The sequence below is a fragment of the Peptoniphilus hominis (ex Hitch et al. 2025) genome (assembly GCF_040096015.1).
GTDB lineage: Bacteria > Bacillota > Clostridia > Tissierellales > Peptoniphilaceae > Peptoniphilus_A > Peptoniphilus_A hominis.
Window position 1 is genome coordinate 66,576 of sequence record NZ_JBBMFO010000004.1, and the last position, 11,516, is coordinate 78,091.

At 36.1% G+C, this 11,516-nt stretch carries 11 protein-coding genes and 1 other annotated feature; of the genes, 5 read left to right on the forward strand and 6 right to left on the reverse strand.

What is annotated here, in order from left to right:
- Positions 1–37: 37 nt before the first annotated feature.
- From WMO19_RS02830 to WMO19_RS02855, 6 genes are all read right to left on the reverse strand, one after another.
- The gene (locus tag WMO19_RS02830; RefSeq protein WP_349170125.1) at positions 38–1,333 is read right to left on the reverse strand and encodes a bifunctional folylpolyglutamate synthase/dihydrofolate synthase; all 1,296 of its coding nucleotides are present in this window, start codon (positions 1,331–1,333) and stop codon (positions 38–40) included.
- Positions 1,330–3,981, reverse strand: a complete 2,652-nt coding sequence (locus WMO19_RS02835) for a valine--tRNA ligase (RefSeq protein ID WP_349170126.1) — start codon at positions 3,979–3,981, stop codon at positions 1,330–1,332. The genes WMO19_RS02830 and WMO19_RS02835 overlap by 4 nt, the downstream gene beginning before the upstream one ends.
- A gap of 66 nt (positions 3,982–4,047) precedes the next feature.
- Positions 4,048–4,249: a binding site (T-box leader), on the reverse strand.
- Positions 4,250–4,546, reverse strand: coding sequence for a sodium ion-translocating decarboxylase subunit beta (locus WMO19_RS02840; RefSeq protein WP_349170127.1), 297 nt, complete (start codon positions 4,544–4,546; stop codon positions 4,250–4,252).
- Positions 4,547–4,609: 63 nt separating this feature from the next.
- On the reverse strand, positions 4,610–5,602 hold the full coding sequence (gene trpS / locus WMO19_RS02845; protein WP_349170128.1) for a tryptophan--tRNA ligase: 993 nt from the start codon (positions 5,600–5,602) through the stop codon (positions 4,610–4,612).
- Positions 5,595–6,455 carry a CPBP family intramembrane glutamic endopeptidase gene (locus WMO19_RS02850; RefSeq protein ID WP_349170129.1) on the reverse strand — a complete coding sequence of 287 codons (861 nt, stop codon included), beginning with the start codon at positions 6,453–6,455 and terminating at the stop codon, positions 5,595–5,597. The genes trpS and WMO19_RS02850 overlap by 8 nt, the downstream gene beginning before the upstream one ends.
- 6 nt (positions 6,456–6,461) lie before the next feature.
- Positions 6,462–7,745 carry an amidohydrolase gene (locus tag WMO19_RS02855; RefSeq protein WP_349170130.1) on the reverse strand — a complete coding sequence of 428 codons (1,284 nt, stop codon included), beginning with the start codon at positions 7,743–7,745 and terminating at the stop codon, positions 6,462–6,464.
- Positions 7,746–7,844: 99 nt separating this feature from the next.
- On the opposite strand from WMO19_RS02855, the gene WMO19_RS02860 reads away from it, so the two are divergent.
- The 5 genes from WMO19_RS02860 to WMO19_RS02880 all read left to right on the forward strand — a co-directional run bounded on the left by WMO19_RS02860 (position 7,845) and on the right by WMO19_RS02880 (position 11,436).
- Positions 7,845–8,492 (forward strand): trimeric intracellular cation channel family protein, encoded by a 648-nt coding sequence (locus WMO19_RS02860; RefSeq protein ID WP_349170131.1) that lies wholly within the window; start codon positions 7,845–7,847, stop codon positions 8,490–8,492.
- A 9-nt stretch (positions 8,493–8,501) separates the two neighbouring features.
- Complete coding sequence (locus WMO19_RS02865) at positions 8,502–8,813, forward strand: MTH1187 family thiamine-binding protein (RefSeq protein ID WP_019125724.1); 312 nt, start codon at positions 8,502–8,504, stop codon at positions 8,811–8,813.
- A 79-nt stretch (positions 8,814–8,892) separates the two neighbouring features.
- A complete protein-coding gene (locus WMO19_RS02870; RefSeq protein WP_349170132.1) occupies positions 8,893–9,855 on the forward strand; it encodes a P1 family peptidase in 963 nt (320 codons plus the stop codon).
- A gap of 47 nt (positions 9,856–9,902) precedes the next feature.
- On the forward strand, positions 9,903–10,652 hold the full coding sequence (locus WMO19_RS02875; RefSeq protein WP_349170133.1) for an ECF transporter S component: 750 nt from the start codon (positions 9,903–9,905) through the stop codon (positions 10,650–10,652).
- A 1-nt stretch (position 10,653) separates the two neighbouring features.
- The gene (locus WMO19_RS02880) at positions 10,654–11,436 is read left to right on the forward strand and encodes a type III pantothenate kinase (RefSeq protein WP_349170134.1); all 783 of its coding nucleotides are present in this window, start codon (positions 10,654–10,656) and stop codon (positions 11,434–11,436) included.
- Positions 11,437–11,516: the final 80 nt, after the last annotated feature.

Consider the following 11,516-nt stretch of genomic DNA (forward strand, 5'->3'; position numbering starts at 1 on the left):
TTCCAAAGTTCTTACAAATTTTCTAAATAATAAAATTTTAAACCCTATAGTCGTAATTTAAAATTTCTGCCCTTGCCTCACTCACAAAGTAAAGAGAGCCTGTTATTAAAATTAAATCGCCATCTTCATATTTTTCCTTGTAATGATTAATGGCATCTTCAACACTCATGACTTCTGCCTTAAGTCCATAGTCTGATGCTTCTTTTTTTAATTCTTCTGGACTTGTCCCCCTCTTGTAGTCCAAGTTCACGAAGACGACTTCATCTGTGTAGGATGAAATTTCTTCAAGCATCTTCTTGTGCTCCTTGTCTGACAAAATTGACATGATGAGGTAAAGTTTTTTGAACTTAAAATTATCAATGGACTCCACTAATTTTTTGATGCCGTCAAAGTTGTGAGCGCCATCTAAAATTATTAGAGGATCTCTCGATACAATTTCCATTCTGCCAGCCCATCTTGAAGATTTTATTCTCTCCCTAATTTTTTCTGTGAAAATTTTTATAATTCCTTTCTTGTTTAAAAGGTAGAGGGCATAAATTGCTCCCAGGGCATTTTCCACTTGGTAGTCACCAATTTGTGTGAGAGAAAATTCTTCCCAGTCACCTAATTTTACCTTGAAGTCAATTCCTTTTAGGTCGGACTTTATAATTTCACTTTCTAAGTCTTTGCTGTAATAAATTTCTGCGGACTTTTCTTCTGCTTCCCTATTTATTACTCCGAGAATTTTTGGGTCCCTATTTGTTGTAAGGACAAGTCCATGATCTGTTATTATGCCTGCCTTGGCATCTGCAATCTCCTCTATGGTGTCGCCAAGGTATTCCATGTGATCCATGGAAATTGATGTGATAATGGAAATTAATTTTTCGCGGCTGGTGAAAATATTTGTGGAGTCGGCACGGCCTCCCATGCCAACTTCCAAAACTGCGATATCAACTTTTTCTCTATCAAAGTAAATTATTGCCATTATGGTCAAAAATTCAAAGAGGTTTAACTCACCATAGTCCTCAATTATTTTCGGCTCCTTACTTATTATAAATTGGCCTATTTCTGCAAAGTCTTCCTGTGAAATTTCCTGGTCGCCAATTTTTATTCTGTCACAGTAAGTTATGAGATGAGGTGAAACAAAGGATCCAACTTTATAATCTTCCTTTAGGATGTCTTTTATGAAATTTACAGTTGAGCCCTTGCCATTGGTTCCAGCCACATGAATTACTTTTAAATTTTTTTCGGGAGAGCCAATTTTTTCCAAGAACTTTTTGATTCTCAGGTTGCCCTTGGACTTAAATTTTCCAATTCTCTTTTCAATGTTTTTTACAACTTCAGTGTATGTCATAGATTTTTTTCAACCTTTGCAATTTGTTCTTCCACTGTCTTTAAAATTTCTTCGTACTTCGTAACTTTTTCTTTTTCTTCTTCAATTAATTTTGCTGGAGCCTTTGAAACAAATCCTTGGTTAGATAGTTTACCCTTGGCTCTTTTTAGTTCAGCCTCTGCATCCTTCTTGTCCTTTTGAAGTCTCTTTAATTCCTTTTCAAAGTCCACAAGTTCCTTTAGTGGAAGTTGAATTTCTGCTTTGTCGAGAACTATGGCAATATTTTCTGAATTTTTTCTGCCTTCATCCTCAGTTATTTCAACAGAATTTGAATAGCCAAGGTTTAGTAAAAGTCCCTTCATCTCTTCAAAAATTTCCTTCACTTCTGGATCCTTAGTGTAGACAAGAGTGTTGGATTTTTTTGAATTTTCGATATTCATTTCACTTCTTGCATTTCTAATTTCACGAATTGCATTTTCAATATATTCTGTAGCTCTCTCTTCCTTTTCAAAGACAAGGTCTTCCTTGTATTCAGGCCACTTAGAAACAATTAGGGCGTCTTCCCTATTAGGTAGGGCTTGCCAAATTTCTTCTGTGATGTATGGCATAAATGGATGAAGGAGTTTTAAAATATTTTCTAATACATAAAGTAAAACTTTTACTGTGTTTGTCTTTTCTTCAAGATTATCAGAATATAAAACTGGTTTTACTATTTCAATGTACCAGTCGCAGAAGTCTGACCAGATGAAGTCGTAGATGTCATCTGCTGCAAGTCCAATGTCATATTTTTCGATTTTTTCTGTTATTGATTTTATAACTTTTTGTAGTTTTGAAAGGATCCACTTGTCTTCGTAGTGAAGTTTTTCTACATCGAAGTTTGAGTCAGTAATTTCATCGGACATATTCATCATGAGAAATCTCGTTGCATTCCAAAGCTTGTTGGCAAAGTTTCTATTGGCTTCAACTCTCTTTGTGTAGAATCTCATGTCGTTGCCTGGTGTGTTTCCAGTTACAAGAGTAAATCTTAGAGCGTCGGCACCATAGTCTCTTATGATGTCAAGTGGGTCAATGCCATTTCCAAGTGACTTAGACATTTTTCTGCCTTGGTCGTCTCTTACAAGTCCATTTAAAAGTACATCCTTAAAAGGTAGCTTGCCCGTTTGTTCAAGGGCAGAGAAGACCATTCTTATTACCCAGAAGAAAATTATGTCGTAGCCAGTTACAAGGACATTTGTTGGATAAAAATATTCGTATTCTGGAGTTTTTTCTGGCCAACCCATTGTTGAGAAAGGCCAAAGGGCAGATGAGAACCAAGTGTCAAGTGTATCTTCATCTTGGGTGTAAGTCTTGCCCTCATGTCCCTTTGTGTTAGATGGGTCAGTCTTTGAAATTACAATTTCATCGTCTGAGTCAGAGTACCAAACCGGAAGTCTGTGTCCCCACCACAATTGTCTTGAAATATTCCAATCGCGAATATTTTCTAGCCAATTTTCATAAATTTTTCCAAATCTTTCAGGGACGATGTTGAGGTTGCCCTTTCTATATTCTTCAAGAGCAGGCTTTGCTAGTGGTGCCATCTTTACGAACCATTGCTTTGAAATTAGGGGTTCGATTACTGTCTTACATCTTTCGCAGTGACCGACAGCGTTGTGGTGGTGCTTCTTGCCAATATAGTAGCCAAGCTTTTCAAAGTCTTCAATTATTTTCTTTCTCGCTTCATATCTTTCCATGCCAGCATAATCGCCTGCATTTTCATTAAGATAGCCCTTGCCATCCATGATAACAAGTTGACCAAGATCATGGCGAGATCCAACTTCAAAGTCGTTAGGGTCATGAGATGGAGTGATCTTTACTGCACCAGAACCAAAGTCCATTTCAACATACTCGTCGGCAATAATTGGAATTTTTTTGTTGCCCATTACTGGAATCATTACATATTCGCCAACAAGGTCAGTGTATCTTTCGTCATTAGGGTTTACTGCAATGGCAAGGTCTCCAGGAATAGTTTCTGGTCTTGTTGTTGCAATTTCAATTCCCCCTTCCCTGTCTGCAAAGGGATATTTGAAGTACCAAATATTTGAATCAGTTTCAATGTGCTCAACTTCTGCATCAGAAATTGAAGTTTCGCAAGATGGACACCAGTTTATAATTCTGTTGCCACGATAAATTAATCCCTTTTCATAAAGTTCGATAAAAACTTCTTCTACTGCGTTAGATAAATTTTCGTCAAGAGTAAAACTTTGTCTTGACCAGTCGCAGGAGATTCCAAGTTTTTTAAGTTGATTTACTATATTTCCGCCATATTCATGAGTCCAGTCCCAAGCACGCTCTAAGAATTTTTCTCTACCAATGTCTTCCTTGTCTATGCCTTCGTTTCTAAGTTTTTCTACCACCTTTGCCTCTGTAGAAATAGATGCGTGGTCAGTGCCTGGTATCCAAAGGGCAGAGTAGCCTTGCATTCTCTTTGTCCTAATCAAGACATCTTGAATTGTGTTATTAAGGGCGTGACCCATGTGAAGGTTGCCTGTTACATTTGGAGGTGGCATTACAATAGAGTAAGGTTTTTTATTTTCATCAACCTCTGCCCTAAAATAATTATTTTCCATCCAATAGTCATAAATTTTCTCTTCAAAATCCTTTGGATCATAAGTTTTGTTTAAGTCTTTCATTTTTCCTCCTCGAAATTTATATTTTGTATATTTTTTATAATTTAAAAATAAAAAGCGTCCTCCATCCCTAAGGACGAAAGACGCGGTACCACCTTAATTTTTATTTTTCAATAAACACTTTAAAATCTTTAACGAGATAAGTCGTCTTTGGCTACTAAATTCACCAAAGAAGCAAAAAAGCTACAATCGTAAAGTTTATAAAGACCTTTCAGCAAATGGTCTCTCTCTAAATATAAATTTTTACAACCCTCTTTTTTATTGCTTGTTTTTATTTTGTTTCAGTATAAATCTGTGTTGGACCATCAGCCCCACCAATTATTACTATACCTTTATCTTTGTCTTTGTTTTCTTTCTTTTCAGTATAAATCTGTGTCGGACCGTCTGCCCCACCGATTATTTCTATACCCTTATCTTTGTCAGTCTTTTTATTTGTTTCTGTATAGATTTGAGTTGGACCGTCTGCTCCACCAATTATTCCAATAGCTGCAGCTTCATTAGCATTATATCTATATAAGACTCCTGCACCTATTAAGTTAATGGCTACTACAATTATTATTTTATTCATTGAGCACCTCCCAATTAATATAAAAGATACCACAAAAATCCTTTGAAATCAATAAGAATTCGATTATCTAGGGATAAAGCCAACCTTTTTATAAACCTTTCTTAGAGTTTTGTTAGCAAGGTAGGATGCCTTTTCTGCTCCTTCTTTGTAGACTGATTCAAGATATGCCTTATCGTCCCTAATTTCTTTAAATCTCTCTCTAAGTGGTCTTAGGCCTTCAACTACAACTTCTCCCAAGTCTTCCTTAAATTCTCCATAGCCAAGATTTTCGTACTTCTTAACAATTTCTTCTGGGCTCATGCCAGAGAAGGATGCGTGAATGTTGATGAGGTTCTTTAGTCCAGCTTGTTCATCTGAATACCTAAACTCACCTGAGGAATCTGTTACTGCTCTTTTTATTTTCTTTCTAGTGTCATCTTCTGAATCTAAAATTAAAATAAAGGCGTCTTTATTGGGATCGGACTTTGACATTTTTGAAGATGGATCCTTTAAAGACATGATTCTCGCCCCCACCTTTGGTGTCAAAATTTCTGGAATTGTAAAAGTTTCAGAATATCTTGAATTAAATCTTTGAGCCAAGTCCCTTGTTATTTCAATATGTTGCTTTTGGTCTTCGCCAACTGGCACATAGGAGGTATTGTAAAGCAAAATATCTGCCGCCATTAGGACTGGATAATTTAAAAGTCCTGCTTGGACATCAGTGTATTTTTTTGCCTTGTCCTTAAACTGTGTCATCCTTTGAAGTTGACCAAGGCCTGTCATTGTATTTAGGACCCAGCCAAGTTCAGCGTGAGCTGGCACATGAGATTGAATATAAATTATAGACTTCTTTGGGTCAAGACCTGCTGCAAGATAAAGAGCAAGGACATCAAGGGTGTTCTTTCTAAGGTCCTTTGGCTCTTGTGCCACAGTTATGGCGTGCATGTCAACTATACAATATAAACAGTTGTATTCGTCTTGAAGTCCAATAAAGTTCTTCAAGGCTCCAATATAATTTCCAATAGTTAGGGAACCTGAAGGTTGAATCCCTGAATAAACTATTTTTTTATCATCCATTTTTTACTCCCTTTCTTTTTTCTAAATAAAATATAATTAAAATACTAATAATTTCAATAAAAGTCACTACTATGCTGCCCTCTGGTCCGTAAACTTTGTCGTAGAGAGCATAATTTAAAATTTTAAAATTAAGTAGGCTGTCAAAGCCACTAAAGCCACTTACATTTAAGCCGTAAATCATAGCCATGGAAAAGTTCCAGCCTGCGTGGGCTCCAGAGGTCACCATTATATTGTCTGTGTAAAATAATAATTTTGCAAAAAATATTCCCACTAAAATTGTGTTTAGCGTGGATAAAATTGTCACGCCCTCATTGCCAAGATGCAAAAGTCCAAAGAAAATTGATGGCAAAATTATTGCAATTTTCTTTCCAAATTTATCAAATAAGGCTCTTGTTAAAAGACCTCTCACCAAAACTTCTTCTGATGTTGATTGAATGAAAAATCCAATAAAGTACCCTAAGAAAATTAAATTAAGATTTCCTAGTTCAATTCCATTATATCCAAGGACTCCTCTTCCTAAATCTACAAGTACATAAATGGAAATTTGCAAAAATCCAAAAAATAAGCCAAGGGCAATGTTTTTTGCAAGCTTATCTCTTTTGAAAAAGATGTAGTCAAATTTCTTCTTTAAAATAAATTTCACAAATAATATTGCTGCCGAAATTTGTCCCGTTGTTCCTAATAACATGACAAGATTAGCATTTTTATAATCACTTTTAAAATGAGTTTGTCCATAAAATATTAGTGAAAATAAAAGCAAGGCTCCACCAGTTAGTAGAGCTATTCCTACAAGTAAAATTATTACTTTTAAAATAATTTTAAAAATATCTTTAATATTAAGTTTTTCTCTCATAAATTTTTATCTTTCCTTTATATCTTCCCATCTTTTCTTAACTACTTGTCTAACTCTTTCTTCATCTACATTTACAAGCTCCCTATCTCGCATGATAAATTTGCCGTCGCATATTACTGACTCCACATCATGAGAGTTTGCTGAATAGACAAGAGCTGAGATGAGATTATTTCTCGGTGTAAAGGAATTTGATTCTAAATCAAAAATTGCAAGGTCAGCAAGGTAATCTTCTTTTATAAGTCCAAGCTTTTCAAAGCCAAGTGCCTCTGCCCCATTTACTGTTGCCATCTTTAAAATTTCTATGGCTGGCACAGCTTTTTCATTCATGGTAACAGCCTTGTTGACAATGCCACCTATGTGCATTTCTTCTACAAAGTCTTGGTTGTTGTTTGATGAATCGCCGTCAGTGCCCATAGCCAATTTTATATTGTTCTTTAACATTTTATCCACTGGCGTAAAGCCACTGGCAAGTTTTAGGTTTGATGATGGATTATAGACTGGGTAAAATTTTTTGTCCTTTACAAGTTCAATTTCTTCATCAGTAATGTGAACGCAGTGAGCTGCAATTATTTGGCTATCTAAAAGGCCAAGGGTGTTCACATATTCTATTGGCGTCACCTCATATTCTTTTTTTGAATTTTCCACTTCTGTTAAAGTTTCTGATAAGTGAATGTGAATAAGATGATCGTATCTTTCCACTGATCTCTTTGCAATTTCTCTTAAAAATTCTGTGGAACAAGTGTAAATTGCGTGAGGTGCTGGCACAACTTTTATCCTGCCGCCGCATTTGTTTTGATAGTTCTTGTAAAGCTGGTCAAATTCTTCAAGCTTTTCTTCGCCCTTGCCATCTACATCTGTCATGCCACGAGTTAGAACTCCACGAATGCCAGATTCAACTGTAGCGTCGCCAACCCTATCCATTTCGTAATACATGTCGCAAAAACTTGTAACGCCAGATTTTATGTTTTCAATGATAGATAGCATAGAAGACCAATAGATGTCCTCGGCATTTAACTTTGCTTCTATTGGCCAAATTTCATTTTCTAGCCAGTCCATTAGTGCCAAGTCATCGGCATAATTTCTAAAGTAGGACATGCCAAGGTGAGTGTGGGCATTTACAAAGCCTGGTGTAAGAAGTTTGTTTTCACCATGAAAGACTTCATCTGCATCAAGGCTTAAATTTTCGCCGATTTTTTTTATCCTATTGCCCTCAATAAAAATATCTGCACCGTCAATAATTTTTTCTCTTTCTATATCTAAATAAGAAATATTTTTTATAAGTAAGCTCATAATCCCTCCAATAGTATTATTATAACAAAGTTTAAAAAAATTTTTTCAAATTATTGAAATTTCTCACTTCATAAATTTAAACTTTGATATAATGAATGCATGAATGGAAATTATTTAGAATTAAATGTATTTTTCGACATCATTGGCACCATTGCCTTTGCAATTTCTGGTGCCATACTTGGATGCAGAAAGAAGATGGACATACTAGGTGTAATCGTTTTAGGTCTAGTGACTGCTCTTGGAGGTGGATTCATTCGCGACCTAGTCCTTGGAATAACACCGCCAAAGATGTTCCAAAATTCAACTAACGCAATAATATCCACTGTCTTTTCGATTTTGGTCTTTATCTTTTATTCACTTAAGCAGGACTTCGAAAACAGCCATTGGATGAAATTTATGAATAAATTTATGATTATAACAGACACCATTGGTCTTGCCTCCTTTACCATAACGGGAATGGCGACAGCAATCTCCCTTGGCTATGACAAAAAATTTCTTTTGATCTTTGTGGGATCAATTACTGGCGTTGGTGGCGGAATGATTCGAGATGTCTTGGCAGGGACTATTCCCTTTATCTTTCGAGAGCAAATTTACGCTGGCGCCTGCATACTTGGTGCCACAACTTTTATAATAGCAAGACATTTTTGTAACTATCAAATTTCAATGGTCATATGCTTTTTTGCAGTTTTAATCATCAGGCTTTTGGCTGTAAAGAAAAATTGGAATTTGCCGAGAATAAAAAATTAGGAGGGAAAAATGGCAGTAGCAGAATTAACACTTGTACCTATTGGAACAGAAAAGACATCTGTAAGTAAGTACATAGCAGGTGCCCTTGATGCAATTGGAGAAGTGGAAGGACTAACTTATGAACTAAACCCCATGGGCACAGTTATATCTCACAAGGATCTTTCAGTTTTATATGAAGTAATAAGAAGGATGCAGGAGTCTGTCTTTGAGGCTGGAGCAAATAGAGTTTACTCTGTTGTAAAAATCGACGACAGACGCGACAAGGACTACACTTTTAAGGATAAAGTCGTATCCGTTAATGAAAAGAGAAAAAATAAATAGTTATAAAAAATTAAGCCTCATCAGTGATGGGGCTTTTGATAAATTAATTTGAATAAAAAATTTTTATGGAGGAGGAAATATGTACGAAGGATTTTTAACTGATGTCAAAGGAATTAAACTTGGTCACGCAGAAGATGATGTCGCCCTAACTGGTACAAGTGTAGTCTTGTGCGAAGATGGTTTTACTGCAGGTGTTGATGTTCGTGGTGCTGGACCTGGCACTCGTGAAACTGATCTTCTAAGGGCAGAAAATTTAGTTCAAAAGGTCCACGGGGTTTTCTTAACTGGCGGCTCTGCCTATGGTCTTGATGTTGGCGGCGGCATAATGAAATTTTTGGAAGAAAAAAATGCGGGCTTTGATGTGGGTGTGGGCGTAGTCCCCATAGTTCCTGGTGCTGTCCTATTTGACCTGGCTCTAGGTGATGCCAAAGTTCGACCCGACTTTAAGATGGGCTATGAGGCTGCAAAGTCTGCAAGAGAAAAAGATGAAACAGAGGGTAATTTCGGTGCAGGTTGTGGCGCAAGCGTTGGAAAAATTTTGGGCAATGACTTTGCCATGAAGTCAGGCATAGGTCAGTCATCAATAAAAGTTGGTGACCTCGTCGTGTCATCTATTGTCGCCCTAAATGCTCTTGGAGATATTTTTGACTATGAAGCTGGAAAAAGAATCGGTGGAGTTTATGACAGGGCAAATAAAAAGTTTTTAGACACAAATAGTCTTTACGAAAAGAGCTTAAACGATTATAATCAATTTAGCCCAGCCAACACAACTATATCTGTCATAGCGACAAATGCAAGGCTAACAAAGGCAAACTGTAACAAGATCTCACAAATGGCTCATGATGGTTATGGAAGAAGTATAAATCCAGTCCATACCATGAACGATGGAGATACTATTTTTACACTTGCAAGTGGCGAAGTTGATGCAGATATAAACTTAGTGGGAATACTTGCGGCAAAGACAATTTCTAGGTCTATTGCCAATGCAATTTATTCAGCAAAAGATTCCGGCGGGCTAGTAAGTTATAACAGCATCAAATAATTTTGATGCATGAAGGGTATCTTTATGAACCCTATCTGGAGGTAAAAATGAATAAAACTACTGACCGTAACAGAAAGCTAGTAATAGCTGCTATGCTTGGTGCAATCACAGTTGTATTAAGTCTAACTCCCCTTGGACTTATTCCACTTGGAGTTATCAACGCCACAACTATGCACATACCTGTAATAATTGCAGCTATAGCTGAAGGCCCTATTGTGGGCGCACTTGTTGGACTTATATTTGGAGTGTCCTCTCTCTTAAATGCAATTTTAAGAAACGCAAGTCCCGTTGCCTTTGTCTTCTACAATCCACTTATTTCAGTTGTGCCTAGAGTTTTAATTGGTATAACTTCTTATTACTCTTACACAGCAATGAAAAAGCTTGAAGACAAAAATTTGAGAAATCTTACAAAAGTTTTGTGGGGACTTGTTTCAATATTCTTGGCATTCCTACTTTATAAGAACATAACTGGCGATGGCTCAACTTTAAATATTACTTTTGTAGTAATACTTCTACTTCTTTGCCTTGGCTTTTTAGTTTATTCCTTTAAGTCAAGCGAAAAGGACTTCCCTATTGCCATAGGTGCCTTTGTAGGTTCCATGACTAATACAATATTAGTCCTTGGAGAAATTTATCTAATCTATGCAAAGAGATATGTAGAAGCCCTAAATATCCCAATGGAAAGTGCAAAGTCAGCAATCCTCGGTGTCTCTGTGACATCAGGCATACCTGAAGCAATACTTTCTGTTATTATCACTACTGCAGTTATAAAAGCTTTGAAAGCAAGGAAGGGTTAATATGTTACTTGCAATTGATATAAACAATAAAAATACCAATTTTGGCATATTTGAAGATGAAAGACTTGTCACGAAATTTTCTATAATGACTGACAAAAATAGGTCCACTGAAGAAATTAAGCTAACTATTAAGCTTATACTCATGGACAAAAAAATAGATTTATCTGACATATCTGACATCATACTTTCATCAGTTGTGCCTGAACTTAATTCAAGCTACGATATCATTTCAAGAGACATACTTGGCAAGAGTCCCATGGTTATTTCTGCTGGAGTGAAAACTGGTTTAAATATAAAATGTGAAAGCCCAAGAGAAGTTGGCACAGACAGAATAATAAGGGCAGTGGCAGCAACTCAAAGATACAGAGAAAATATAATAATAATTTCTGCATCATCAGTTACCACTATTGACTATATCAATGCAAAAAAAGAATTTATGGGAGGATTAATTCTTCCAGGCATTAGCCTTCTCCAAGATTCACTAGTTAGGGGTTCAGCAAAACTTCCCCTAGTAGAAATAAAAAAGCCAGAAGATATAATTGGCAAGAATACAGAAAAGGCAATTCAAAGAGGGATTTACTTTGGCTATAGAAAGGCTGTCCTTGGAATAGTTGATGAAATAATAAAGACCTATTCCCTCAATAAAAATAATACAAAAATTTTAACCACTGGTGCCATGGCAGGTCTTCTTGAAAATGAAATTTATGCCATGGAAGAAGATCAGGCACTGGGAATATTTGGCTTAAAAATAATTTATGACTTAAACAAAAATAAGGCTTCCTGATTGTGAAGTGAACCCGTAAACACGGAACAAATTTAATATTATATTAAGCGGAATGTAACCTATAATTTATAGGGGACATT

Coding starts and splice junctions, on each gene's coding strand:
- WMO19_RS02830 (WP_349170125.1), bottom strand. CDS start 1,333: ATGACATACACTGAAGTTGTAAAAAACATTGAAAAGAGAATTGGAAAA.
- WMO19_RS02835 (WP_349170126.1), bottom strand. CDS start 3,981: ATGAAAGACTTAAACAAAACTTATGATCCAAAGGATTTTGAAGAGAAA.
- WMO19_RS02840 (WP_349170127.1), bottom strand. CDS start 4,546: ATGAATAAAATAATAATTGTAGTAGCCATTAACTTAATAGGTGCAGGA.
- trpS (WP_349170128.1), bottom strand. CDS start 5,602: ATGGATGATAAAAAAATAGTTTATTCAGGGATTCAACCTTCAGGTTCC.
- WMO19_RS02850 (WP_349170129.1), bottom strand. CDS start 6,455: ATGAGAGAAAAACTTAATATTAAAGATATTTTTAAAATTATTTTAAAA.
- WMO19_RS02855 (WP_349170130.1), bottom strand. CDS start 7,745: ATGAGCTTACTTATAAAAAATATTTCTTATTTAGATATAGAAAGAGAA.
- WMO19_RS02860 (WP_349170131.1), top strand. CDS start 7,845: ATGAATGGAAATTATTTAGAATTAAATGTATTTTTCGACATCATTGGC.
- WMO19_RS02865 (WP_019125724.1), top strand. CDS start 8,502: ATGGCAGTAGCAGAATTAACACTTGTACCTATTGGAACAGAAAAGACA.
- WMO19_RS02870 (WP_349170132.1), top strand. CDS start 8,893: ATGTACGAAGGATTTTTAACTGATGTCAAAGGAATTAAACTTGGTCAC.
- WMO19_RS02875 (WP_349170133.1), top strand. CDS start 9,903: ATGAATAAAACTACTGACCGTAACAGAAAGCTAGTAATAGCTGCTATG.
- WMO19_RS02880 (WP_349170134.1), top strand. CDS start 10,654: ATGTTACTTGCAATTGATATAAACAATAAAAATACCAATTTTGGCATA.